This is a genomic window from Rhodococcus sp. JVH1, from assembly GCF_000280725.2.
GTDB classification, from domain to species: domain Bacteria; phylum Actinomycetota; class Actinomycetes; order Mycobacteriales; family Mycobacteriaceae; genus Rhodococcus_F; species Rhodococcus_F jostii_A.
On record NZ_CP166289.1, the window covers coordinates 1280852 to 1306609 of the forward strand.

General features: G+C 68.0%; 21 protein-coding genes and 1 pseudogene. 10 read left to right on the top strand and 12 right to left on the bottom strand.

Annotated features, from left to right (window positions below):
* Positions 1 to 35 precede the first annotated feature (35 nt).
* The 3 genes from JVH1_RS06030 to mdo form a co-directional block, all read right to left on the bottom strand.
* Positions 36 to 1574, bottom strand: a complete 1539-nt coding sequence (locus tag JVH1_RS06030; RefSeq protein WP_009479297.1) for a VWA domain-containing protein — start codon at positions 1572 to 1574, stop codon at positions 36 to 38.
* 2 nt (positions 1575 to 1576) lie between these two features.
* On the bottom strand, positions 1577 to 2683 hold the full coding sequence (locus tag JVH1_RS06035; RefSeq protein ID WP_009479296.1) for a MoxR family ATPase: 1107 nt from the start codon (positions 2681 to 2683) through the stop codon (positions 1577 to 1579).
* A 107-nt stretch (positions 2684 to 2790) separates the two neighbouring features.
* Complete coding sequence (gene mdo, locus JVH1_RS06040) at positions 2791 to 4062, bottom strand: NDMA-dependent methanol dehydrogenase (RefSeq protein WP_005239439.1); 1272 nt, start codon at positions 4060 to 4062, stop codon at positions 2791 to 2793.
* Positions 4063 to 4384: 322 nt separating this feature from the next.
* On the opposite strand from mdo, the gene JVH1_RS06045 reads away from it, so the two are divergent.
* Entirely contained in the window at positions 4385 to 5440 is a 1056-nt protein-coding gene (locus tag JVH1_RS06045; RefSeq protein WP_009479295.1) for a ferredoxin--NADP reductase, read from the top strand.
* Between the two features lie 6 nt (positions 5441 to 5446).
* Here the strand turns inward: JVH1_RS06045 and JVH1_RS06050 are convergent, their stop codons facing one another.
* Positions 5447 to 6043: a CHAP domain-containing protein gene (locus tag JVH1_RS06050; RefSeq protein WP_009479294.1), complete on the bottom strand. Its 597-nt coding sequence runs from the start codon at positions 6041 to 6043 to the stop codon at positions 5447 to 5449.
* 25 nt (positions 6044 to 6068) lie between these two features.
* Positions 6069 to 6796 (bottom strand): annotated as a pseudogene (locus JVH1_RS06055) (DNA alkylation repair protein).
* Between the two features lie 174 nt (positions 6797 to 6970).
* Between JVH1_RS06055 and JVH1_RS06060 the strand changes: the two are divergent.
* Entirely contained in the window at positions 6971 to 7336 is a 366-nt protein-coding gene (locus tag JVH1_RS06060) for an SPW repeat protein (RefSeq protein ID WP_029539480.1), read from the top strand.
* 86 nt (positions 7337 to 7422) lie between these two features.
* A complete protein-coding gene (locus JVH1_RS06065) occupies positions 7423 to 8076 on the top strand; it encodes a TetR/AcrR family transcriptional regulator (protein ID WP_009479291.1) in 654 nt (217 codons plus the stop codon).
* On the opposite strand, the gene JVH1_RS06070 is transcribed toward JVH1_RS06065, so the two are convergent.
* The 4 genes from JVH1_RS06070 to JVH1_RS06085 form a co-directional block, all read right to left on the bottom strand.
* Positions 8064 to 8837, bottom strand: a complete 774-nt coding sequence (locus tag JVH1_RS06070; protein ID WP_009479290.1) for a glutamate racemase — start codon at positions 8835 to 8837, stop codon at positions 8064 to 8066. The genes JVH1_RS06065 and JVH1_RS06070 overlap by 13 nt on opposite strands.
* Before the next feature lie 32 nt (positions 8838 to 8869).
* Positions 8870 to 10099, bottom strand: a complete 1230-nt coding sequence (locus JVH1_RS06075; protein ID WP_009479289.1) for an NAD(P)/FAD-dependent oxidoreductase — start codon at positions 10097 to 10099, stop codon at positions 8870 to 8872.
* Positions 10100 to 10182: 83 nt separating this feature from the next.
* On the bottom strand, positions 10183 to 12714 hold the full coding sequence (locus JVH1_RS06080; RefSeq protein ID WP_009479288.1) for an ABC transporter permease: 2532 nt from the start codon (positions 12712 to 12714) through the stop codon (positions 10183 to 10185).
* Positions 12715 to 12718: 4 nt separating this feature from the next.
* Positions 12719 to 13492, bottom strand: a complete 774-nt coding sequence (locus tag JVH1_RS06085; protein WP_005239421.1) for an ABC transporter ATP-binding protein — start codon at positions 13490 to 13492, stop codon at positions 12719 to 12721.
* Positions 13493 to 13634: 142 nt separating this feature from the next.
* On the opposite strand from JVH1_RS06085, the gene JVH1_RS06090 reads away from it, so the two are divergent.
* The 5 genes from JVH1_RS06090 to JVH1_RS06110 all read left to right on the top strand — a co-directional run bounded on the left by JVH1_RS06090 (position 13635) and on the right by JVH1_RS06110 (position 19239).
* The gene (locus JVH1_RS06090) at positions 13635 to 14552 is read left to right on the top strand and encodes a hypothetical protein (RefSeq protein ID WP_043782008.1); all 918 of its coding nucleotides are present in this window, start codon (positions 13635 to 13637) and stop codon (positions 14550 to 14552) included.
* A gap of 72 nt (positions 14553 to 14624) precedes the next feature.
* A complete protein-coding gene (locus tag JVH1_RS06095; protein WP_009479284.1) occupies positions 14625 to 16187 on the top strand; it encodes a long-chain-fatty-acid--CoA ligase in 1563 nt (520 codons plus the stop codon).
* Positions 16184 to 16612 carry a YchJ family protein gene (locus JVH1_RS06100; protein ID WP_043782007.1) on the top strand — a complete coding sequence of 143 codons (429 nt, stop codon included), beginning with the start codon at positions 16184 to 16186 and terminating at the stop codon, positions 16610 to 16612. The genes JVH1_RS06095 and JVH1_RS06100 overlap by 4 nt, the downstream gene beginning before the upstream one ends.
* Before the next feature lie 24 nt (positions 16613 to 16636).
* On the top strand, positions 16637 to 17239 hold the full coding sequence (locus JVH1_RS06105; RefSeq protein ID WP_009479282.1) for a hypothetical protein: 603 nt from the start codon (positions 16637 to 16639) through the stop codon (positions 17237 to 17239).
* A gap of 101 nt (positions 17240 to 17340) precedes the next feature.
* Entirely contained in the window at positions 17341 to 19239 is a 1899-nt protein-coding gene (locus JVH1_RS06110) for an ABC transporter ATP-binding protein (protein ID WP_009479281.1), read from the top strand.
* On the opposite strand, the gene JVH1_RS06115 is transcribed toward JVH1_RS06110, so the two are convergent.
* Both JVH1_RS06115 and treS read right to left on the bottom strand, forming a co-directional pair.
* Complete coding sequence (locus JVH1_RS06115) at positions 19220 to 20623, bottom strand: phosphotransferase (RefSeq protein WP_009479280.1); 1404 nt, start codon at positions 20621 to 20623, stop codon at positions 19220 to 19222. The genes JVH1_RS06110 and JVH1_RS06115 overlap by 20 nt on opposite strands.
* Complete coding sequence (gene treS, locus JVH1_RS06120) at positions 20620 to 22476, bottom strand: maltose alpha-D-glucosyltransferase (protein ID WP_009479279.1); 1857 nt, start codon at positions 22474 to 22476, stop codon at positions 20620 to 20622. Before treS ends, JVH1_RS06115 begins: the two co-directional genes overlap by 4 nt.
* Positions 22477 to 22628: 152 nt before the next feature.
* Here treS and JVH1_RS06125 point away from each other — a divergent pair, with 152 nt between their 5' ends.
* Both JVH1_RS06125 and JVH1_RS06130 read left to right on the top strand, forming a co-directional pair.
* Positions 22629 to 23180, top strand: coding sequence for a DUF664 domain-containing protein (locus JVH1_RS06125; protein ID WP_009479277.1), 552 nt, complete (start codon positions 22629 to 22631; stop codon positions 23178 to 23180).
* An 87-nt stretch (positions 23181 to 23267) separates the two neighbouring features.
* Entirely contained in the window at positions 23268 to 23900 is a 633-nt protein-coding gene (locus JVH1_RS06130; protein ID WP_043782057.1) for a hypothetical protein, read from the top strand.
* Between the two features lie 36 nt (positions 23901 to 23936).
* On the opposite strand, the gene JVH1_RS06135 is transcribed toward JVH1_RS06130, so the two are convergent.
* Positions 23937 to 25697 (bottom strand): DEAD/DEAH box helicase, encoded by a 1761-nt coding sequence (locus tag JVH1_RS06135; RefSeq protein WP_009479275.1) that lies wholly within the window; start codon positions 25695 to 25697, stop codon positions 23937 to 23939.
* Positions 25698 to 25758: the final 61 nt, after the last annotated feature.

Here is a 25758-nt window from a genome sequence, read left to right on the forward strand (position 1 = left end):
TGCGGACCTGCCCGATCGGGTAGGTAGCGGGGATCTCACCGCAACGCGTGCCCCAGCTCGGCGGCACGGGACATCAGCTGGGCGGCATCCCGCGCGACGACGACACGGTCGCAGATGTCCGCGTACTCCGGCATCGCGCACGACGCCTGGTTCCAGTACCGCTCGGGTTCCGGCGTGATCCAGGCCAGCCGGTGGACCTTGCGACGCAGTTCGGCGAATTCGTCGACACCCGGCGGCAGGCCGTTGCACCGCCCGTCGCCGACGACGACCACAGAGGTGCGGGAGTTCACGTCGGTGCCGAACTCGGTCAGCACGTCGGCGAACACCCGGCCGTAGTCGCTGCTCGCCTCCAGGTCGATGCGCGGGTCGGCGAGCACCGACGCGAGCGCGTCGTCGTCGGTCCCGGCGAGGAGGGTGTCCGTGACGTCGACGGGCCGGTCCACGAACGCCAGGACCTGGCAGCGGCTCGCCCGGCGATGCATGGCCTGCGCCAGCCGGAGTGTGAAGGCGGTGACGGGTCGTACCGACAGCGACACGTCCGCGAGGATCAGCACCCGCACCCGGTCCGGGCGGGGCGCCTTCACCATGAGGTGGAACGGTATGCCCTCGGTCCGCAGGCTCGCGCGCACGGTCCGTCGCATGTCGAGCCTGCCCCGCGCGAGTTCACGCGGCCGGGGGCGCGACGGCCCGCGCATCCGCCGAAGCACCTCGTAGCACGCCTGATTCACTTCGGCGCGGGTCGTGGCCGCCACCGTGCCGCTCGTGGTCTCCGGTCCTTTTTCGGGTCCGCCGGTCAGGTCCCGGGCGTCCGCCAGCGCGCCGACGAAGGCCTCCACCGCCTCCGCCAGCCGGTTCAACTGGGCCGCGGTGAGTGGTTCGGCCCCATCGGAATCGGCGTAGACCGTGCTCGGGTCGTAGGCGTCGAGCCACGCGAGGATCGACTCCGGATCGTCCCAGGACAACGATCCGACGACGGCACCGCTCGTCGCCGACGCCAGGTCCCCGACGGCGGTGCTCGCCGCCCGCTCGACCTCCACCGTGTAGGTGACACCGCGTCGTCCGGATTCGGCTTCCGAATCGACGGACAGATCCGCGTCGCTCGACGTCATGCTGACATCGTCGTCGTCCTTGTGGGGGTTGAACCCCTTCTGCGCCTCGGGGGTGTCGAAGTGGTCGCCCACCTCTGCGGCGCGCTCGTTGTATTCGGCGTATCGCACCGTCTCCGCGTTGTCCGCGACCTCCAGCGCGGTGGGCAGGCCCTCCGCGAACTCGGTCCGGGACGGTGCACGCACGTCGTCGGGTGCCGCGTCGGCGACCGATGCGAAGAACACGTCGAAGGCGCGGTCGAAACCCGCCTGCTCGTACGTGTACTTCGCGCACACCGCACGCAGCGACGCCCTCAGCGTGGGCAGGTCCCGGCCGCCGATCAGGCCGAACACCCGGCGAACCTCGATGACCTCGGCCGGGGACGCGGCGACACCGTAGCGGCGCAACACCTTTCCGAAGGACGCCGCGAGCACGTCGAGGAGTTGCGCGGGAAGGGACGGGGAAGGGTCGGGCTGCGGGTGGAGCATCGTCAGCGCCTGCCCTGCCGACCCGCGCCGATGCCGCCGCGGTCGCGACCGCCGTGCCCGCGGAACACCGCGGTGGTGGTGTTGGCCGGCCGCGATGCGACCGTCACCCGCTCCACCGGCCCGGCCGGAGCGGTCTCGCCGTCGTCCGCCGGGAACGGCCGTTCGCCGGAGAGCCGGGTGCGGACCAGTTCGACGTCGCTGGTGTATTTGAGCAGGGCGGTGAGCAGGATGTCGCGGACCGCGGCCTGCGAACTCACGGCCACTCCGGTCGACTTCAGGACCACCGCCGCACGGGCCGCGTCGATGACCTCCGCGATGGACGGACTCTTGCGGAGCGGCAACTGCCGCAACGTGCGAGCCAGATCCACCACGTCCGCCGCGACGGCCTCCTCGACCTCGGGGGCCTTGGCCGTCACGATGTCCCGCTCACGCTGTGGTGTCGGGTAGCCGAGGTGGTAGTGCAGGCAACGACGCTTGAGTGCGGGTGACAGTTCGCGAGTGTCGTTGGACGTCAGGATCACCCACGGCGCCGACCGCGCGGTGAACGTCCCCACTTCTGGGATGGTGACCTGCCCCTCCGCGAGAACTTCGAGGAGCAGCGCCTCCATCGACTCCTCGGTGCGGTCCACCTCGTCGACGAGCAGCACCACCGGTTCCGGTGACAGGATCGCCTCGAGCAGAGGACGGACCGACAGGAACTTCTCCGAATACAACCCGAAATCCTGCGCGGCCAGGAACTGCGACGCCTCGGCGACGTCGTCGAACGCGGCCATCTTCTCGCCGATGCGGTCGCGCAACATCTGCACGTGCAGAAGCTGTTTCGCGTAGTCCCACTCGTACAGGGCCCGGTTGTCGTCGAGACCTTCGTAGCACTGCAGCCGCACGAGCTTGCGCCCCGACGCCTCGGCCAGCGACTTCGCCAGCTCCGTCTTGCCGACGCCGGCCGGCCCCTCCAGCAGCAGCGGACGTTCGAGGGCGGTCGCCAGGTGGACGACCACCGCGAACTCGTCGTCGGCGATGTAGTCGACCTCGCGCAACGCCTCCTTCAGTTCCGCGCCGTCGGCGAAGCGGATGTCCTCCGGTTCGGGGGCTGTGTGCGGTGCAGTCATGATCGGGGCGTCCGTCCTTCGTCAGCGGTGTGGTGGTGGGAACGCATCCGGGGCGGGGCCGGGCTGGGGTGTGGCTCCCGCCCCGGACGCGAGTTTCGGTGAGGCGGTCAGTACGCGCTGTTGATCGCGTGATCGACCACGGGGAGCATCGACTCGACCGTCACCTCGCGCGGGTTGCCCGGCGTGCACCAGTCGCCCTGGATGTGCTCGGAGATGGCCCGCACGGTCTTCTCGTCGCCCCGGATGGTGTCACCGCGACCCTCGTACTTCTTGGTGTTCATCTGGTTCTTGTCGTACGAGTCGGTGCGCACCTGACCGAAGTTGTCCGGAATGCCGACGTCCTTCGCCAGGCGGATGGCCGCCTCGACCGCAGCGTCCGCGGCCTGCACCGTGGTGAGGTTGCGGGTGTCGACCCCCAGCGCCCCGGCCAGCTGGGCGTAGCGCTCGTACCGCGACGGCAGGTTGTACTCCCAGACGCGGGGCAGGGCGATCGCGTTGTTCAGACCGTGGTGGCTGTCGAAGAACGCGCTGACCGCGTGCGAGATGGAGTGCACGATGCCGAGACCGCCGGAGTTGAATGCCTGGCCGGCGATGTACTGCGCGTTCATCATTCCCTCGCGGGCCTTCAGGTTGCGCGGCTCGAACACGGCCTCGCGCAGGTTCTTCGCGACGAGTTCCACCGAATACAACGCATTGCCGAGCGACGGCGCGAAGTCGAGACGCGACACGTACGGCTCACTGCCGTGCGCGAGGACGTCGAATCCGCAGTACGCCGTGAAGTGCTGGGGGCAGGTGTAGTACAGCAGCGGGTCGTCGATCGCGAGGGTCACGATGGTCGCCTCGTCGAATCCCACCCACTTGTGCGGGTTGTTCATGTCCGACGTGTCGGTGATGACGTACGCCCATGACGTCTCCGAACCCGTACCGGCCGTGGTGGATACGGCGATGTGGGGCGGGTTCTCCTTGTTGGTGGACTTCGCGAATCCCTCGAACTCGTTGATGTTGCGGCCGTCGTGCGCGACCACCACACGGGCGCCCTTGGCGGCGTCGTGGCTCGAGCCGCCGCCGACGGAGATGATCGAGTCGCACTTCTCCTTCTGGTAGAGCGCTGCCGCCTCCATGACGTTGTAGTCCTTGGGATTGGACTCGACCTTGTCGTAGAGCACGACCTCGACGCCCTGGTACTCGATCTTGCCGACCAGTTCCTCGATGATGCCCGAGCCGCGCAGGCCCGTGGTCATGAGCAGGGTCCTCTTGAATCCGAGGTTCTTCGCCTCGACGCCGATGATGTCGTGGGCGCCCACTCCCATCAGTGCCCGCGGGAACGGGTGGAATTCCTTGATGGGGAAGTCCCAGATCTGGTTGAGCTCGATGGCCATGGCCGTCTCCTCGATTAGTCGATGTCGGATCTGAAGCGTTGTGGAAGGGGACGCACTCGATGTGATCGGCGTCTCACCTGGAACCCACTGTGACCTAGTTCGGGCCCCGGTTACAGGCCTGCGAGGCCGAACCGTCCGACCGCGGCGCACAAACTGCCCGAACGGGCAGGTACGGCCGGGCCGAGCCGGAGAGGGCGGCACTCGATAGGCTGTCCCCTTCATGCGGAGTCCACCCGCTAGGCAAAAACTAGAACCTGTTCTATATTTGGAGCAGGCAAGCGAGCGTTCCGGCGCTGCGGAGTACGGAAGGACTGCACACACGATGACGACTGTCGAGGTGCCACACAGCTCACGATCGGTGGTGCTCACCGTGTCGGGCGTGGTCGAGGAAACCCCCGACTCCCTGTCACTGGTCTTCGACGTCCCTGCAGACCTCGCCGACAAGTTCGCCTACAAACCGGGCCAGTTCCTCACCCTGCGCATCCCCAGCGACCGCACGGGATCGGTCGCCCGGTGCTACTCGCTGGCCAGCTCACCGTTCACCGACGACGCGCCCAAGGTGACCGTCAAGCGGACCGCCGAGGGCTACGGGTCCAACTGGCTCTGCGACAACGTCGCCGTCGGCGACACCATCGAGGTCCTCCCCCCGTCGGGAGTGTTCACCCCCAAGTCGCTGGACCACGACTTCCTGCTGTTCGCGGCAGGCAGCGGCATCACCCCGGTGATCTCGATCCTCAAGTCCGCCCTCACCGAGGGGTCCGGCAAGGTCGTGCTCTTCTACGCCAACCGCGACGAGAAGTCGGTCATCTTCGCCGAGGAACTCCGCACACTCGCGAGCCGGTACCCGTCACGGCTCGTGTCCATCCACTGGCTCGAGACGGTTCAGGGACTGCCCGGCGTCGATCAGCTCGCCTCCGCCGTCGCGCCCTACCTCGGGCACGAAGCGTTCATGTGCGGACCGGCGCCGTTCATGGACACCATCCACAAGGCCCTCGCCGACGCCGGGATGCCCCGCAGCCAGGTGCACGCCGAAGTGTTCAACTCGCTGGCCGGCGACCCGTTCCGTGACGCCGACGTCGTGGAGGTCACCGAGGACGAGGCCGCCGACGCCGCCACCGTGGAAGTGGAACTCGACGGCGAGATCCACAACCTCAGCTGGCCCCGCAAGCAGACCCTCGTCGACATCATGCTGGCCAAGGGAATCGACGTCCCCTACTCCTGCCAGGAGGGCGAGTGCGGATCCTGTGCGTGCACCGTGCTCGAGGGCAAGGTCGAGATGGAGAACAGCGAAATCCTCGACCCCGAGGACATCGAGAGCGGCTACATCCTGGGTTGCCAGGCCCGTCCGGTCACCGATCACCTCAAGATCGAATTCTGACGCCGCTCACCCGAGCCGGCCGAAGCCGACGACGGCGGAGTCGCTCGACCAGTCCACGGTGTGGACGCGGATACGGCCGAACTCGTTGCCGCCGACCGTCGTAGCGGTGTCCCCGTCGACGGCGACGACGACGTTGGTGTGCTGGCCGACCCAGCTGCTGTTGTCGTAGAGCACCACGTCCCCGACGGTCGGGCGGTATCCGCCACCGACCTCTTCGAACCGCGACTGCGACTCGTAGTACTCCTGCAACGTGTAGACCCCGGGAATCCGCCAGTGCCCGGAATTCGGATTCGACAGTGGCCGGTCGGCTTCCCGCATGATCCAGCTGACGAAGTCCGCACACCAGGGCTCTTCGACCCCTTCGGAGTAGAACGTGCCCGGCCGCTGCCTGTCGTGTTCGGCCTCGAGCAGCCCGACGATCCGTGCCTGCTGCGGCGACAACGCGGTCGTGTCGACGGCCGGGAATTCCGCGGTGTCCCACGGCAGGTAGCGGTCCGGCGCCAGCCACAACACGCCTCCCGCGACGACGACCAGCACCGCAACGACGGCGGCGACGATCAGCCCGGCACGTCGGCGGCGGCGAGTGGGCGGGGGAGCAGTCATGCCACCGAATGTAGCGGGTATCCGGTCACCTCATCGCGCGGTAGCCCGCGCGCTCCTCGGCGGTCAGATGCTCACACGCGTACGTCAGCGCGGTGCGGCCCATCGCCGCAGCGTGCCGGTCGAGGAAACCGGTGAGCAGGTCGCGGTCGACCCGCTTACCGACCTCGCGCAGCATCCAGCCCGTCGCCTTCTGCGTGAGGTCGCGGCGATCACCCAGGACGGACTCCGCGACCTCGAGTGTCGTGGAAGCGTCACCCCGGCGGATGAACCGAACGTACTGAGCAGCGCCACGCGGCGCCGCCAGAGGTCGTCGTCCGCGGCCAGCGCGAACACCGGGTCCCGCGGCCGGTCGTACAGCCACGCGCCCAGGATCCGGTCGGCGGACGAATCCACCAGATCCCAGTTGTTCACCCGTCCCCGCAGCACCAGGTCGAGGTAGAAGGACGCGATCTTCTCGCCCAGGGCGTCGTCGCCGGCCTTCGCCGCCCGGTCGAACTGCGTCGCGAGCACCAGCAACCCCGCCAGTCGATGCTCGTGCACCGGACTGTCGAGAAGCACCGTCACTTCCGGAAGGTCCAGATCGGCGTGAGCACGGACCACGCTGCGCGTCCCGGGAACCCGCACGCCGATGAAGACGTCACCCTCCCCGTATTCCCCCGGACCGGTCTTGAAGAACCGTGCCAGATTGACGGCGTCGGCCGCGTCCGACAACTCGTCGAGTGCGCGCTTCAGGTCGTCCGCGGTGGAAGTCACGAACGCACTGTCCCACAGGTGACCGACAGTCGCCGTGACAGTGCGGTCGAAGATCACGAAACATACTCTGAACTGCAGTTCGCGTTATCCGACTGCAACGAGCCAGGTATTGATCGGTCGGTCAATCAGGCGTGTACTCGAGGTGGACACAATCCATTTTCGAGGAGGCTGGACATGAGATCGTGGAGTCGTATGCAAGATGTGGTGGCGATCGTGATCGGAGTTTTCGCGGCGCTCTCGCCGTTGTGGCTCGACACCAACAACGCCGCGATGTGGTCACTCATCGTGCTCGGTGTACTCGTGGCCCTCTCCGGTCTCGTCCATATGAGCCGCCCGGAGATGACTGTGGCCGAGTACGCGATGGCCGTCTTCGGAGTGCTGTTGTTCCTCTCCCCGTGGGTGATGAACTTCGACGCATTCACAGGCGCGTCGTGGACCGCATGGGTCGTCGGTGTCCTGGCAGTCGTCGTGGCTGTCACCGGATTGCCGATGATGAGTTCCCGGATGCACGGACACGGAGGGCTGGCGACTCATCACTGATCCGTGAACCACAGCACCGAGAACATCGATTGGGGCGGGGCACAGGCTTACGGCCTGTGCCCCGCCGTTCACGTCCGGAAAGGCCCATGCCAACACCCCATCTCGGTAAGCCCGGTGGCCCCCAACCGCGGAAAGGCCGGCGGCGGCGCAGTGCGAAGATCGACGGCGACGCCCGGGAACTGATTCTCGACGCTGCCGAATCCCTCATCGCCGTACACGGATTCGATGCCACGTCCACCGCATCGATCGCCTCTGCCGCGCACGTCCCGAAAGGACTGGTGTTCTACTACTTCCCCTCCAAGACCGACATCCTTCTGGCGCTGCTGTCCGAAAGACTGCCGACCGAACCCTTCGGCGACGTGGGCCCCCTGGTGACTCCGGGTGACCCCGCCGCCAGCCTCGTCAACCTCGACAACGCGCTGAATCTGCGCGACCACCACTCGTCGGTGATGCGCGTGATCATCTGGCGCGAGGCCGAGACCCACCCGGACGTCCGTGCGCACCTGCGACGGTTCCGCGACTACCTCAGCGACATCACCGAGCGTCTCCTGCAGGCCAGTTCGCCCTACCCCGTGCAACCCGGAACGCTCCGGGCCTGCGCGACGGCGTGGGTGGCCGCGATGTTCTCCGTGGCCGGCAGCGACCGCCTCCACGACCTCGACGACCTGCCGCGACGGCACGGCGAGGAACTCGACAACGTCGCACGCGTCGTGGCGGCCGGGATGGTTCAGCTCGGCTGAGAACGCCCCGCCGACAACAGCTGACCGGCGGGGAACGCCTCGGCGCTCGCGGGCAGACGCCCGGGCCTCCCGCTGAGGAAGACCTCGACGGTGCCCTCCCCCGCGCTCGGACGGTTCAACGCATCGATGCGGCGGAGGGTCTGCGTCGCCACCGCCTCGGCGCTGTCGAACAGCCGAACCCCGGCGGGGAGCTGCGCCGCGATCTCGTCGGCCATCAACGGATAGTGGGTGCAGCCCAGCACCACCCCGCCCACATCGTCGGGTGTGCGCTCCACGGCCGAGGCGATGGCAGCGGTGGCCGCGTCCCGCTCGCCGCGGTCGATCGCCTCGGCGAGGCCGTGGCACGCGACACCCACGACGGAACTGCCGTTCCCGAACTTCTCGATCAGATCCGCCTGATACCGGCTCGCCGTCGTCGCCGCGGTCGCCCAGACGGCCACCGACTCACACGCGGCAGCCGCCGGTTTGATTGCAGGAACCGTGCCGACGACCGGAACTGCCGGTCCGACGAACTCCCGGACGTGGTCGAGTGCGGTGACACTCGCCGTGTTGCACGGCAGGACGATCACCTCGGCTCCGCGGTCGAGGCAGCGCTGCGCGGTCGCGAGAACGCGGTCGATCACCCACTGTTCCGGTTTGGGACCCCACGGAGCCCCGTCCGGATCCAGAGCGAGGATCAGATCCAGGTCGGGTCGCAACTTGCGCAGCCACGCCGACGTCGGCAGCATGCCGAGACCCGAGTCGATGAGCGCAACAATCACTCGGAGAATCTATCGCGCCCCCGCCCGGCCGCCTACGCCGACGCGGCCTCGAGGACCTCGCCGATCGGCGTTCCCGCCGCGATCTTGCCCCGCATCTTCATGACGCCCCCCGCCATTCCACCGCCGACGACACCGGCCAGGATGCCGTCCCGCTCGTAGTAGGCGAGGAACTTGCGGCCGTCGTCCTTGATCACGTGCACCTCGTCGGTGGCTGCCACCGTGCCCAGGGCCTGGATCTTGATGTCGTACTGGTCGCTCCAGAAGTACGGGACCTGAGCGGCGGCGTTCTCGTCGCCGGTCCCGGTCAACGCCCCGGCGAGGATCTTGGCCTGCTCACCGGCATTGCTCCAGTGTTCGACGCGTTTTCGACCGCCCACCCGCAGCTGCCACGCGGCCACGTCACCGACCGCCCACACGTGCGGGACCGCCGTGCGTCCGACGCCGTCGCACACCACACCGTTGTCCAGTTCGACGCCGGAGCCGTCGAGCCACGCGGTGACCGGCACCGAGCCGACTCCGATCGCCACGACGTCGACGTCCACCTCGGTTCCGTCGCCGAGGACGGCTCCGGTGACCCGGTCGGTGCCCACCAGCGACGTGAGCCCGACACCGGCCCGCAGGTCGACCCCCTCGCCGGTGTGCAGCCGGGCGACGAGTCCGCCGATCTTCTCGCCGAGCACGGACGCGAGCGGCGTCGGCTGCGGCTCCACCAGCACCACGTCGAGACCACCCGCCCGCATGCTCGCCGCCAGCTCGCAGCCGATGAACCCCGCCCCGACGATCAGTGCGCGCTTGCCCTCGGCGAGGTCCGCGCGCAACGCCAGACTCTCGTCGATGGAACGGAGAACGTGGACACCCGCGAGGTCCGGGAGACCCGGTATCCGCCGCGGCACGAGGCCGGTGGCGATCACCAGTTCGTCGTAGCCGAGTTCGGTGCCGTCGGCGAGTCTCAGGATGCGGGATCCGCTGTCCACCGCGACCGCCTCGACGCCCAGACGCAACTGGATGTTCTTCTCGTCGAAGAACTCACGCGGCTTGAGCGTGGTGTCGCTCTTCTCCCCGCGCATCACTTCCTTCGACAGCGGCGGACGGTCGTACGGAAGGTGCGGTTCACCGCCGAGAAGCACCAGGTCACCCTCGTATCCGGCCCGCCGGAGCTCCTCGGCGGTGCGCAGACCTGCCAGGCCCGCTCCCACGATCACAATTCTCTGCACTGTCCCCGTACCCGCCCAATCTGCCCCTGCGACGGGCATGATCACCATCGCGTGTGTGTACAAGTCATATCAAACGCGCTCCGCGCCCGTGAGTACTTATTAACCCCCCGCGGTTAATAAGTACTCACGGGTCAGAGGTCGGCGATGGCCTCGAGGGGCCGGGTGCGGGCGGCGCGGCTCGCCGGCCACAGCGCTGCGAGCACACCGACCACACCGGATCCGAGGAGCATCGCGATCACCTGCCCCCACGGCACCGTCACCTGGTCGAGACCCTGGTCCTTCAGGGTGCTCACGAAACCCCACCCGAATGCGATGCCGAGCAGCACGCCGACGGCCGCACCGAACACCGCGATGAGCATCGACTCCAGGTAGATCGTGCGACGCATCTGCGACCGCTGCATTCCGACCGCGCGGAGCATGCCGATCTCCCGCCTGCGCTCGACCACCGACAGCGCGAGCGTGTTGATGATGCCGAGGATCGCGATCACGACGGCGAGTGCGAGCAGTCCGTACAGGATGGCGAGGAGAGTGTCGATCTGCTGCCCCTGTGTTCCCTTGAACTGTTCCCGGTCCTGCACCTGAACCACGACGAACTGCTTGGTCGCGGATTCGAGGTCGGCTCGCAGCTGCGTCAGATCCGCACCCGGTTTCGCGTCGATGAGGACAGCCAGATCGGGAATGGTCGCGGCCGGCATCACCTGGCGGTACACGTCGTCCGAGACGAGCCAGTCGCCGACCAGCTGGTTGTCTTCGAAGACGCCTGTCACCTCGGCGTCGACGACCTTCCCGTCGGCGCTCGTCATCGGGACGGTCGTCCCCAGCGTCCAGCCCTTCTGCGCGGCCGTCGTCTGGGACACGACGAGGTGGTTGCCCGTCAGATCGGCGCCACCCTCGACGAGCTCGTAGTCGAGGACGCCCTCGAGCGGGCCGTCCAGCGACGCGCCCTGCTCCTGCTCGTCGTCGACCTTCACGGACACCGGATGCAGGGCGGCGGCGCTCTGGACGTCGTCGAGGTTCCGCACGGCTCTCGCCGCGCCGCTGGGCACACCGATCTGGTTGGGGCCGGTGAGCACGTAGTCGGCGGACACCCCCGAGTCGACGAGCTGGTTGACGCTGGCCTTCGCGGACGCGCCGAACACGCCGATGACGGACACGAGCATCAGACCCAGCGTCAGCGCGAAGGCGGTGGCCGCCGTGCGGCGCGGATTCCGCACGGCGTTGGTGCGGGCCAGGCGCCCGACCGGACCGAACGGCTTGGCCAGCACCGCGCCGAGAGCTCCGACGATCGGGCGGGACAACGCCGGGGCGGCGAACAGCACGGCGAGGATCAGACCGAGCGCGCCTGCACCGACGACGGCGGCCGCGCCACCACCCGTGCCCCGCGAACCGATGACGAGTCCCACGACGCCGAGGACACCGAGGACTGCACCGGCGATGGTGCGCACGTGCAGTGAGTCGCCGGTGGACGCGAATTCCTCCCGCATCGCCGCGACCGGCGGCACCTTGGACGCGCGCCGGGCGGGTGCGTACGCGCTGACCGTCGTCACGAGCACCCCGACCACGAGGGCGATGAGAATCGTGCGCGGCCCCACTTGCAGGGGACCCTCGGGCAGACCGACGTCGAACGCGTTCAGCAGTCCGCGCAGACCGTAGGCCAGGCCGACGCCGGCGGCGATCCCGATCGCGCTGCCGATCACGCCGACCACGAGGGCCTCGAAGACCACGGAACGGCCCACCTGCTTGCGGCTGGCACCGATCGCGCGGAGCAGCGCCAGTTCGCGCAGGCGCTGGGCCACGATCATCGAGAACGTGTTGTAGATGATGAACGTGCCGACGAGCAGGGCGATCGCACCGAATGCGAGGAGGAAGTAGTTGATGAAGCTCAGCGCCTCCGTCACCTGCGCCTTGGTCTCCTCGCGCACCTCGTCGCCGGTCTGGACCTTCGCGTCGGGAAGGGCCGCGGCGATCTCGTCGCGCAGTTCGGTCTGGGACACACCCGTTCCGGCGACGTCGATGTACTCGACGTGCTTGCCGTCGGTGAACAGTTCGCGGGCCTGCGAGTCGACGAACGTCGCGCCGATGAATCCACCGGTCTCGTTGCCGGTGTCGTAGATGCCGGAGACGGTGACGTCGACCATGCCGCGAGCGGGCACGAGAACCTTGGCGGTGTCGCCGACCGCCAGTTGCGCGCGTTCTGCGGCACTGGCGTTGACGGCCATCTGGCCGACCTGAGCGGGCGGGCCGCCCTGAACGTACTCGTCGGGTTCACCGAGCGCCTGGCCCGGCGGCAGATAGGACTCGCCGATGCTCGGCGCACCACCCGTCTGGACGGCGGCACCGTCGGAGTCGATGAGGACGATTTGCCCGCTGACGGCAGGTGCCACCGCGCGCACTCCGTCCAGCGCGGTGATGGTGTCGAGGTCGGCGAGGGGCACTCCGCTGGAGTTGCGCTCCTCGCTCGACACCCGCACGTCGACCCCTTGCGCGGTGTTCTCGAAGATCGAGTCGAACGTCTTCTGGAGTGTGTCGGTGAAGACGAAGGAACCGGCGACGAACGCGGTGCCGAGCACCACGGACAGCACCGTCAGTGCCAGCCGGACCTTGTGTGCCGCCAGGTTGCGCAGCGACACCTTGCGCATCGGGGCGCTGGATGTGGACGCCATGCGGTCAGACCGCCGCGTCGGACGCGAGGGCGTGAGCGGGCTCGTCGAGTCGCTTCATGGTGTCGAGGACCGAATCGGCCGTCGGGTCACGCAGTTCGTCGACGATCTTGCCGTCGGCGAGGAAGACCACCCGGTCGGCGTAGGCGGCCGCGCGGGGATCGTGCGTGACGATGACGACGGTCTGATGGAACTCGTCCACCGCGGCCCGCAGGATCGACAGCACCTCACCCGAGGACTTGGAGTCGAGGTTGCCGGTGGGCTCGTCACCGAAGATGATCTCCGGCTGCCCGGCCAGGGCGCGCGCGCACGCGACGCGCTGTTGCTGACCGCCGGACAACTCGCCGGGGCGGTGCTCGAGACGGTCCTGCAGTCCGAGCTTGGTGAGCACGTTCTCGAGCCATGCGGCGTCCGGCTTGCGGCCCGCGATGTCCAGCGGAAGGGTGATGTTCTCCAGTGCCGTCAGCGTCGGCACCAGGTTGAACGCCTGGAACACGAAGCCGATCCGGTCACGTCGCAGCTGCGTCATCTGCTTGTCCGTCAGGGTCGTCAACTCGGTGTCGCCGATGAGGACGGAACCCGAACTGGCCGCATCGAGACCGGCCAGGCAGTGCATCAGCGTCGACTTACCGGAACCGGACGGTCCCATGATCGCGGTGAACTCACCACGGGCGAACTCCGCGGATACCGCGCTGAGCGCGTGGACCTGGGTGTCGCCGGTGCCGTACGTCTTGGACAGCTCGACAGCACGGGCAGCGACAGCGGGGGCATGCGTGCTCATGATCGCCTTTCGTATTTCTCTTGTGCGGTCCGGCCCCGTGGTGACGGGCCGGGACGGTGCACGCGCGGCGCACTCCTCCATCTTGTCGACACCCGCTGCGGCCCGCCATCAGGGACCACCCTGATCTTCGGTCGCCGCGGCCGTGATCTCCGACACGGAGACCCCCGCGGAAACGCCCACAACGGAAGTACCGACCTGGGAGAATTCCGGTATCGCCGGTGCGAAGGAGAGCCTCATGGCCATCGAATCCCCCAAACCCCGGGCCGGATCGCGGTTCCTCGACGCTTTCCTGCAATCACCGTTCGCCGGCCTGGCGCCATGGATCGTGATGTCGCTGCTGTCCGGCCCCGGGCGGTTCGAGGAATCGGTCGCCACCGCTCTCGGGTTGTCGATTCTGTTCCTGTTCCTCAGCCACCGCCGCGGCGGAACCCTCAAACCTCTCGAAGTGTTCGACATCCTCTACTTCGGGTGCCTCGCCGCGATCGGACTGTTCGCGTCCGACGACCTGATCACCTGGCTGGAGAAGTGGTCGGGCGAGATGTCGAGCCTGGCGCTGGTCGCCTTCGCGTTCGGGTCGCTGCTACTGCGCAATCCGTTCACCCTGCCGTACGCGAAAGAGACCACACCCGAGGAGTATTGGACCTCGCCGCTGTTCCGCAAGGTCAACCAGCTCATCACGCTGGTGTGGGCACTGTCCTTCACGGTGTCGGCGGCGGCTGGACTGTACGGCGACCTGGTCCTCGACCAGCCGGACAATTTCTGGACGGGCTGGATCATCCCGATCGGGGCGTTGCTGTTCGCGCTGTCCTTCACCGAGTGGTATCCGGACGTGGCGAGCGCGCAGGCGCCGCGGGAGCCAGGGGAACCGGAAGAAGTGGCACCACCCCTCGTCAAACTGTTCGACTTCCTGCCGCCGTTCGTGGTCGGCGTGGGTATCGCGATGCTCGTCACGGACAACGACCCCGACTGGCTGGGCATCACCCTGATCGTGGTCGGCGCCCTCGGCACCGCCGCGCTGCGACGCGCGGACGCACAGAGCCGAAGCAGTTCGGCCGCGTGAGGCAAAACGTCACTGATCGAATCACCGGCTACTAGCCTGATGTGACTGACGTCACAGACGAGAGGTGGGCGCATGTCGGACGCCGACAACGAGATCATCTTCGACCGACTCGCGCACTGGGCGCAGGTCCGACCGGACGACGTCGCCGTGCAGTTCCAGGGCACCGAATACACGTGGTCCGGGTGGCACGACCGGATCCTGCACATCGCGGGAGCCTTGGCGGAGGGCGGAATCGGGGCCGGCGACACGGTCGCGTTCGTCGACAAGAACCATCTGTCCTGCCTCGAGGTCACCTACGCCGCGTCGCTCCTCGGCGCGGCCGCCGCGGTTCCCAACTGGCGGCTGGCCGGTGAGGAACTCGACTACGTGATCAACGATTCCGGGGCGCGGATCCTGTTCGTGGGCAACGAGTTCCTCCAACAGGTCATGGCACTGCGCGACCGGTTGACCGGTATCGAGCAGATCATCACCGTCGGCGGGGAGCACGACGAGTTCGAGCCGTGGCTTGCCGAGGCGCCGGTGCTGTCGTCGAGGCCGGAGGTGGGAGCGGATGCCACCGCGCTGATCCTGTACAGCTCGGGAACCACCGGCAGGCCGAAGGGCGTTCAGCTGACCCACCGCAACCTGATCGCCCACAGCACCGCGGTGCTCGAGATCCTGCCCGCGCGGCACGACGACTGCCTCCTCGTCGCGATGCCGCTGTTCCACGTCGGCGGAAGTTGCTACGCCATCATGGGCGTGCACGCCGGCGCCCGGTGCCACTTCACCCGGGAGGCCGACGCCCCGTCCCTGTTCGGCGCGCTCGCTGCGGGTGCGAACATCGCGTTCCTGGTGCCGCCGGTGATAGCCGGAGTGCTCGCCGCCGGCGAGCAGGCCGTGGCCGCGTTCGGTGCGCTGCACCGCATCACGTACGGCGCGGCGCCGATGCCGCTGCCGTTGCTGCGCAGCGCGCTCGCCGCCTGGCCCGAGGCGGAGTTCGTCCAGGTCTACGGAATGACCGAGTGCGCGGGTGTCGTCACCGCTCTGCTGCCCGAGGTGCATCGCGACGCGGCACAGGAGGAGAGGATGGCGTCGGCGGGACAGCCCATTCCCGGGGTGGAGATGCGCATCGTGGACCCGGCCACCACCGAGGACGTCGCTCCCGGCGAGACGGGGGAACTGTGGTGGCGTTCCGAACAACGCACACCCGGCTATCTCGGCAAGCCCGAGGCGACGGCGGAGGCCATCACCGCCGACGGGTGGTTGCGCAGCGGCGACATGGGACGGGCGGACGCCGACGGTTTCGTGTTCATCGAGGACCGCCTGAAGGACATGATCATCACCGGCGGTGAGAACGTGTACTCGCCCGAGATCGAACGGGTGCTCGTCGAACACCCGGCGGTGGCGGAGGTGGCGGTGATCGGCGTGCCCGACGACCACTGGGGTGAGACGGTCAAGGCCGTCGTCGTACCGGTGACCGGGACGACCATCGAACCGGACGAGCTGATCCATTACACCCGCCAGCGTCTGGCGAAGTTCAAGTGCCCGACGACGGTCGACGTCGTCGACCTGCTCCCCCGCAACCCCACCGGCAAGATCCTCAAGCGGGAACTGCGCGCGCCGTACTGGAAGGACCGCACGCACAAGCTCGTGTGACCGCCGTCCATACTGGGATCGTGACCGTTCGATGCCCCTGCCTGCTCGGTGAACCGTACGACGAGTGCTGCGGGAGGTATCACCGCGGCGAGGCGACGGCGCCCACCGCCGAGCGTCTCATGCGATCACGGTTCAGCGCGTTCGCCGTCCTGGATGCCGACTACCTGCTCGCGACATGGCATCCGAGCGCCCGGCCCGGGACCCTGGACCTCGATCCGGAGCAGCGCTGGACCCGCCTCGACATCCTGGCCACGAGCGGCGGCGGACTGCTCGACACCACCGGAACCGTCGAGTTCCGCGCGCACTACGTACTGGACGGCCACCGCGAATCGCTGCACGAGAACAGCCGATTCGTCCGTGAGGACGGCAATTGGCTGTACCTGGACGCGATCGCGACGCCACGCCAGGGTCTCCCCCTTCTCTGATCGGCCCCGGCTTACGATCGGATCATGACCAACCACCGGATCGGTCCCTTCGCCGTGTTCGCCGCCTGCGCCCTGGCCCTGACGCTCACCGGATGCTCGGAGTCGAACTCCCCCAGCAGTGTGGCGGCGACGTCACCGGCCGCGGCCGCCACCACCAGCAGCGCCCTCGAATCCGAGTCGGCGCCGATCCCGACCGACGCGTCGCCGAAATCGTCCGCGGCGTCCGAGTCCGCGAAGCTCACGGTCACCGACGTCCGCGTCGGCGAGCACGACGGATTCGACCGCGTGGTGTACGAACTCGGCGGCAAGGGCACACCGGGCTGGCGGGTCGCGTATGTGGACGAGGCGGTGCAGGACGGCAGCGGCAGGACGATTCCAGTGTCGGGCAACGGCATCCTGCAGGTGCAGATCGACGGCTCGGCGTACCCGTTCGACAGTGATGTGGAGGGATACTCGGGCCCCAACCCGGTCCCCGGTGTTCCCGGCGGCACGGTGACGGAGGTCAACGGCGCGCTCGTGTTCGAAGGCGTCACGCAGTCGTTCATCGGCGTGACGCAACCGGGCCGCCCCTTCACGGTGTCGACTCTGTCCGACCCGACGCGGGTGGTCGTGGACGTCGCGAAGTAGCGCTTCCGCGCTCGCCGCTTGACCTCGAGTAACGTTGAGGTTCTACCGTCGTGTCATACCCCGGCTCTACCGTGGGGGGATAGCGACAGGAGGCCGCTGGCATGAGCATGGAAGTCACGGCGTGGAACGCGATGTACAACGCGATGCACGCCCAAGAGGATCGTCGACCCTTCTCCCGCACGACGTTGCGGCGGATAGCCCGGTTCGCCCTGCCACACCGCCGCAGCCTCGGGTGGTACCTGCTGCTCAGCGTCGTCACGGCCGCGCTGGCGGTGGCCACCCCGGTGCTGGCGGGCCGGGTCGTCAACGCCATTGTCGGCGGCGACGCGGTGTCCGTCGTCGTACGCCTCGCGGCACTCATCGCGGTCATCGCCGTACTCGAATCCGCCCTCGCCCTGTGGACGCGGTGGCTGTCCGCGAGCATCGGCGAGAACCTGATCCTCGACCTGCGGACCGCCGTGTTCGACCACGTGCAGCGGATGCCGATCGCCTTCTTCACCCGCACTCGCACCGGCGCGCTGGTCAGCCGCCTCAACAACGACGTGATCGGTGCGCAACGCGCGTTCAGCGACACGCTGTCGGGCGTGGTGTCCAACCTCGTCACGCTCGGCATCACGCTCATCGTGATGATCGGGATCTCCTGGCAGATCACGCTGTGCGCACTGCTGCTGTTGCCGATCTTCGTCCTGCCCGCCCGCAGGATGGGCGCGCGGCTGGCTCAACTCAATCGTGAGGCGGCCAACCACAATTCGGTGATGAGCACTCAGATGACGGAGCGGTTCTCGGCGCCGGGTGCCACACTCGTGAAGCTGTTCGGCCGCCCGTCGGAGGAGTCCGCCGAGTTCGCGGTCCGGGCCAGGCGGGTGCGGAACATCGGTGTCCGCACCGCGATGCTGCAGTCGGTGTTCGTCACCGCGCTCACTCTCGTGTCCGCTCTCGCGCTGGCGCTCGTCTACGGGCTGGGCGGGTTCTACGCACTGCGCGGACAACTCGACGCGGGAGCCGTCGTCGCGATGGCGATGCTGCTGACCCGGTTGTACTCACCCCTCACCGCGCTGGCCAGCGCACGGATGGATGTGATGAGCGCGCTGGTGAGCTTCGAGCGCGTCTTCGAGGTCCTCGACCTGAAGCCGCTGATCGCCGAGAAGCCCGACGCGGTCGCGGTGCCCGACGGCCCGGTATCCGTCGAGTTCGACTCCGTGGAATTCGCGTATCCCTCGGCCGACAAGGTGTCGCTGGCATCGCTCGAGGAGGTCGCGACCCTCGACACCCGCGGCGGCGTCGACGTGCTGCACCGGCTGTCGTTCCGTGCCGAACCCGGGCAGATGGTCGCCCTGGTGGGATCGTCCGGAGCCGGCAAGTCCACCATCGCCCAACTGGTTCCCCGGCTCTACGACGCGGACGCGGGCTCGGTGAAACTCGGCGGGGTGGACGTGCGCGACCTGACCGCCGACTCCGTGCGGGCCACCGTCGGCATGGTGACTCAGGACGGGCACCTCTTCCACGACACCGTGCGGGCCAACCTCTTGCTCGCCCGGCCGGGTGCCACGCCGGCCGAACTCGCGGAGGTGCTGGAGCGGGCGCGGCTCACCGACCTCGTCGCGGCCCTGCCCGACGGCCTCGACACGGTGGTCGGCGAACGCGGCTACCGGCTGTCGGGAGGCGAACGCCAGCGGCTGACCATCGCGCGCCTGCTACTCGCACATCCGCGGGTGGTCATCCTCGACGAGGCGACGGCGCACCTCGACTCCACGTCCGAGGCCGCCGTCCAGGAGGCCTTGGGCGAGGCCCTCGCCGGGCGGACCGCGGTGGTGATCGCGCACCGGTTGTCGACCGTCCGCGCGGCCGATCTGATCCTCGTGGTCGAGGCCGGGCGCATCGTCGAACGCGGCACCCACTCCGAGCTGCTCGCCGCGGGCGGCCGATACGAGGAGCTGTACCGCACTCAGTTCGACACGGGCACGGTGTCGTCCCCGACGCTCACCGAGGTGCTGAGGTGAGTCTGCGAATGGCGGAGAGGGGCAGGCCGATCCAATTGGGGCGGTTCCTCGCCTCGTACACGGTCTCGTACACCGCCTTGTCGAGTTCGTAGGCTCGGAGCAACGCCGCCGCCTCGCGTGGGTCGGTGCCCGACACGGAGGCGTAGCCCTCACAGAAGGCGTCGGCGTTGCGCTGCGCCCACTCCCTCGCGCGGAAGTCCCGCTGCGACGCCGCCCCCATCGCTCCCATCGGCACCGAATCTGCCAGTAGGTGGTGAGCGGCGTAGTCGAAGGACCGCAGCATTCCCGCCACATCCCGCAACGGGCTGTCCCGTTCCCGGCGCTCGTCGAGCGTCTTGGCGGGCTCCCCCTCGAAGTCGATGAGCAGCCACCGCTCCGGTGTCCGCAGCACCTGACCGAGGTGGAGGTCGCCGTGAATCCGCTGGACGGTGGTGGCGCCCAGAGCTTCCGCCTCGGCGAACTTGCCCCGCACCGCCGCCGCCACCTCCCCCAGTTCGGGAACGATCGAGGTGGCGGCGTCCAGCCTGCGCGTCATCGCCTCCACGGTCGTCGACGCCACCTGTCGTTCCTCCGCACCGAGCGCACGCGCCAGGGTGGCGTGCACCTCGGCGACCGCAGCGCCCATCCGATAGGACTCACCGGCGAAGTCCGTCCCCAACTCCGCGGCGTGGAGATCCGCTTCGATCAGGAGGTCGCGGACGCTGCCGAGCGCCATGCTCCACCCGTCCGCCGAGTTGGCCTCGAAATCCTGGACCATCGCGAGGGTGGTCAGAATCCCGGCCACGTCCGTCTCCATCCACGCCCGCAGCGTCGCCACGTATTCGCTGCCCGCTTCGGCGAGCGCGAGGTGGAGTTCTACATCCGGGTTCACGCCCGGCGTGACCAGCCGGAAGATCTTCATCAGGAGCTTCTCCCCCAGCACCACCGATGTGTTCGACTGCTCCGCACCGAGTGTCCGCCCGCGGAGCCCCGGTTCGATCACCGTGCCCGGCACCGTCTTCAACTGCACCGGCCCCGATCCCTCGGCCTCCGACAGCAGGTCGGCGTACAAGGTGATGATCTCGGCATCGTGCAGGCCGTCGTACGCGATCATGATGTTCCCGTCGCCGTCCGGCAGCGCCCACGGCTCGAGGTCCTCCGGCAGATGACTGCGAAAACCCAGAGGTATCTGGTACACCTGCGGCGGCCCTGCCTCGAACTCCACCGACACCAGGAGATGCTCGGCGGAGAACCCGAACGCCGTCGTCAGTTCGTGGCGCAGCAGGATCCGCACCGCCGCGATGGTGGTGCCCTTCGCGGCGAACCACCGCCGGTCCGGCAACCACCGGACGAGTTGCCGCTCGAGGGTCTCGTCGGGAATGCGTTCACTGGTGGGTTCGTTCACTGCTGCACCGCCTGTTCCGCTTCGCTGCTGACCGGGTGTCCGCTCACCGCGCCGTCGGACTTCGGATCCGGTTGCAGCGCAAACCAGAAGAATCCGTGACCGGGGAGTGTGATCATGTACCCGCCGTCCCCGATCGAGGGGAAGGGAACGGAACCGGTGAGCTCCACGGGGATTCGGCCGGCGAACTGGGTGAGGTCCAGGATCACCGCCTGCGGGAACCTGGACAGGTTGTTGACGCACAGGATGACGTCGCTGTACGGGCGGTCCTGGCTCGGCGGCGTCTCCCGCACATACGACAGTACGGCCGGGTTCGCACTGCCGAGTTCGGTGAACGACGCCGTTCCGAACGCCGGATGCTGTTTGCGAACCTGGATCAGGCGCCGGGTCCAGTGCAGCAACGAGTTGGTCGAGTTCATCTGCGCCTCGACGTTCACCGACTGGTAGCCGTACGTGGGATCCATGATGACCGGCAAGTACATCCGGGCTGGGTCGGCACGGGAGAATCCGGCGTTGCGGTCGGGCGTCCACTGCATGGGAGTCCGCACCGAGTCCCGATCGCCGAGCCAGATGTTGTCGCCCATGCCGATCTCGTCGCCGTAGTAGAGAACGGGCGAACCCGGCAGACTCAGCAGCAGCGCGGTGAACAGCTCGAGCTGGTTGCGGTCGTTCTCGAGCAACGGCGCGAGACGTCGCCGGATGCCGATGTTCGCCTTCATCCGCGGATCCTGCGCGTACTCGGAATACATGTAGTCACGCTCCTCGTCCGACACCATTTCGAGGGTCAGCTCGTCGTGGTTCCGGAGGAAGATTCCCCATTGGCACGAACTCGGAATCGGCGGGGTCTGCGCGAGGATCTCGGAGATCGGAAACCGGTTCTGCCGGCGCACGGCCATGAAGATGCGGGGCATCAACGGGAAGTGGAACGCCATGTGGCACTCATCGCCCACGTCCGGCTCCCCGAAGTACTCCACGACGTCCGACGGCCACTGGTTGGCTTCGGCGAGAAGCGCCCGCCCCGGGTACTCGGCGTCCATGACGGCCCTGCATTTCTTGAGAAACGCATGCGTCTCGGGCAGGTTCTCGCAGTTGGTGCCCTCCCGCTCGAACAGGTAGGGCACGGCGTCCAGCCGGAAGCCATCGATTCCGAGGTCCAGCCAGAATCGCAGCACGTCGATCATCGCGTCCTGGACGTCGGGATTGTCGTAGTTCAGGTCCGGCTGATGGGAGAAGAACCGATGCCAGTAGTACTGCTTGCGCACCGGATCCCACGTCCAATTAGACGTCTCGGTGTCAACGAAGATGATGCGCGCGTCCGGATACCCTTCGTCACGGTCCGACCACACGTAGAAGTCGCCGTACGGGCCATCGGGGTCGGTGCGCGACTCCTGGAACCACGCGTGCGTGTCGGACGTGTGGTTCATGACCAGGTCCGTGATAACTCTGATTCCGCGGCGGTGCGCCTGATCGAAGAGCTGGACGAAATCCTCGACCGTCCCGAACTCCGGGAGCACGGCGCGGAAGTCGCGGATGTCGTAACCGCCGTCGCGTAGCGGCGAATCGTAGAACGGCGGCAGCCACAGGCAGTCGACCCCGAGCCAGGACAGGTAGTCGAGTTTGGACGTCAGCCCCTGGAGATCGCCCGTTCCGTCGCCGGAGGAATCGAAGAACGCGCGGACCAGCACCTCGTAGAACACCGCGGTCTTGAACCACTCGTTGTCCACTTGCAGTTCTCTGGCGTGGAAGAAGTCCTCGGACCGGGCCTCGATGAGGTGGCCTTCGAGGTCGTGCTCCGGTGAGGCCGCGCCCTCCCGGGACGGGTCGGCGAAGGCCGACGACGAATCTTCCAGGGCCATAAGCACCTCGGTTCGCGACTCGATCACAGGAACAGGGGCGTTCCCCGGACACGTGCCTCGATCGTAGGTCGGTCCTGCCCGAACCGCTGGGGACGCGCGCAGAGTGTCGATCCAGGACAGTAGGTGTCCGCTATTCGCGCCACACTGAACTCATGACCGAGACACCCAGCACCCAGAACCCCATCTCCGACGAGCGCGGACTCCTTCTCCTCATGCTGGACAACCAGCGCACCGCCTTCCGAAACGCGATGTCCGGGCTGACGGAGGAGCAGGCCCGCAGTGTGCCCAGCGCCAGCGAGCTGAGCCTGGCGTCCCTCCTCAAGCACGTGATCGACGGCGAAGAGGCGATGACCTCCCGCATCACCGGGGCTCCGCGCGATGTCGGCGACGACCCGGTGGCAGCGTGGATGGCCGCATGGAACGTCACTGAGGACGAGACCGTCGACACCCTCCTCGCCCGCTTCGACGACGCACAGCGCGCCACCGAGGCCGCGGTCGCCGCCGAAACCGATCTGGATCGCGACGTCGACCTGCCCGCCGACGTGGCGCAGTGGATGGCGCCGGGGGTCGTCTTCACGGTCCGGTACATGCTGCTGCACCAGATCGAGGAACTCGCCCGGCACGCCGGTCACGCCGACATCATCCGGCAATCCCTCGACGGCGCGCGCGCCGATACGCTGGCCGGCGGCGGCAGCTGGTCCTGACTGTTTCCGCTCTCTCGGGTAAATTCTCCGCTCGGGCGGCGCTGCAGAGCCGCCCGGACGAGACAACGAGGAGTTCAGGTGGACGGTATGAGCGTGATGCGACGCACGATCGCGGCGGCAACGGTCGGTATCGCGGCGACTTTCGGCCTGTCGGGCACGGCAGCGGCCGAACCGGCCACCCCCGACGTCCCCGGCCTCGCCGAACTGCGCACCCAGGCCGACAAGCCCGAGGCGAAGGCCGCGGTCGAGGCGCTGGCCACGTCCACGGTGCTGCATGACGTCGCGGGCGCGTACACCCCGTTCCTCTACACCGCACCGACCGTGGGTTGCGGCACCGTCGCACCGGTCACGCTGACGCTGGCGTCGGGCACCACCGGGCCCACCGCCGAGGTGAAGGCGAACGAGATCAGCTTCCAGGCCCTCTCCGCGTACCCCGGTGTCGTGAAGTCCTCGGGACTCAACGTCGCGTGGATCAACACCAACACCGGCGCCAGCGGAATCCTGCCCCTCGACGGCGTCACCGAGGGCGGCTACCCGGCGCTGAACAAGGTCGTGGCAACGGGGGCCGGCACCGTCGTGGCATCGATCTTCGGCACCGTCGGCTACACCAACGCGACCTGCTACGTGCTGCCGACCGTCGGTTCGTTCTTCGTTCCCGAGGAGGGCCCGCTGCCCGCCGAAGCGGCAAAGCCCGCCCCGGCTCCCGCTCCCCCGGCGTAACCGCCGGGGATCCTCTTCGGGAGGGCCGCGTGAGAACTACTCGCGCGGCTTTTTCCTGCTGTCCCGGTCGCGCTGGAACTTTCCGCCTGCCCGATCGTCGCGGCCACCACGCGGTCGGCCCGACGGCGGACCCGAATCGGGTTGCAGCTGAATCAGCACTCCGGAGATCCGGGTACGACGCAGGGCTTCGAGGGTCTCGCTGGACAGGTCGGCGGGCAACTCCACCAGGCTGTGGTCGGGGCGGATGCTGATGTGCCCGAAATCGCTGCGCCGCAGCCCACCCTCGTTCGCGATGGCACCGACGATCGCACCCGGCACCACACGGTGCCGCTTGCCGACCGCGATCCGGTACGTCGCGAGCTCCTGGCCCTCCGGTCCACGCGACCGCGTCGGGGGGCCCTCGTCGAACCGGCGTGCCGGGCGTTCACGAGGCTCGCGCTCACGGCGAGGCGCCGGCGGCGGTTCGGGTGCCATGAGGAACGCCTCACCGTCGCGCGACTGCACCGCGAGCGCGGCGGCGATGTCGGCGAGCGGCACGTCGTGCTCCTGCTCGTAGTCCTCGATCATCTTGCGGAACAACGCCAGATTGTCGGACGTGAGGCTCTCGGTGATCGAGTCGCCGAACTTGGACACACGCTGCGCATTGACGTCGTCGACGCTGGGCAGCTGCATCTCGGCCAGCGGCTGACGGGTCGCCTTCTCGATGGCCTTGAGCAGGTGCCGCTCGCGCGGTGCCACGAACAGCAACGCCTCGCCCGCGCGGCCGGCGCGACCGGTACGGCCGATCCGGTGGACGTACGACTCCGTGTCGTGCGGGATGTCGTAGTTGACGACGTGGGAGATGCGGTCGACATCCAGGCCACGCGCAGCCACGTCGGTGGCCACGAGGATGTCGAGGGCGCCGCTCTTGAGCTGGCCGATGGTCCGCTCACGCTGCGCCTGCACGATGTCGCCGTTGATGGCCGACGCGGAGAAACCACGAGACCGCAACTTTTCGGCGAGGTCCTCGGTGGCCTGCTTGGTGCGCACGAAGATGATCATCGCCTCGAAGTCCTCGACCTCGAGGACACGCGTCAGGGCGTCGAGCTTGCGCTGGTGCGCCACCTGGACGTACCGCTGCGAGATGTTGGACGCGGTCGACGTCTTCGACTTCATCGTGATCTCGACGGGGTCGTGCATGTACTGCTTCGAGATCTTGCGGATGGCCCCCGGCATCGTGGCCGAGAACAGCGCCACCTGCTTGTACTCCGGGGTGTCGGCGAGGATGCGCTCGACGTCCTCCTGGAAACCCATCTTCAGCATCTCGTCGGCCTCGTCCAGGACGAGGTAGGAGAGCTTGGACAGGTCGAGCGTGCCCTTCTCCAGGTGGTCGATCACGCGACCGGGCGTGCCCACGACCACGTGCGCGCCGCGCCGCAGTCCGGACAGCTGGACGCCGTAGCTCTGACCGCCGTAAATGGGCAGGACGTGCAGGCCCGGGATATGGGCGGAGTACTTGCCGAACGCCTCCGCGACCTGCAGGGCCAGCTCCCTCGTCGGCGCGAGGACCAACGCCTGCGGCGACTTCTGCGTCAGGTCGATCTTCGAGAGGATCGGAACCGCGAACGCAGCGGTCTTGCCGGTGCCGGTCTGCGCCAGGCCGACGACGTCGTTGCCGGCGAGGAGGGGCGGAATGGTGGCTGCCTGGATCGGCGAGGGCGACTCGTAGCCCACATCGGACAGTGCCTTCAAGACCCGATCATCGATGTCGAGGTCGGCAAAAGTGGGGGGTTCGGGGTCACGCTCGATATCACTCATTGACCAGCAGTTTAGTGCACGAGTCCACAGTGCATCGCCACGCCGTGGAAATACGCGGCGA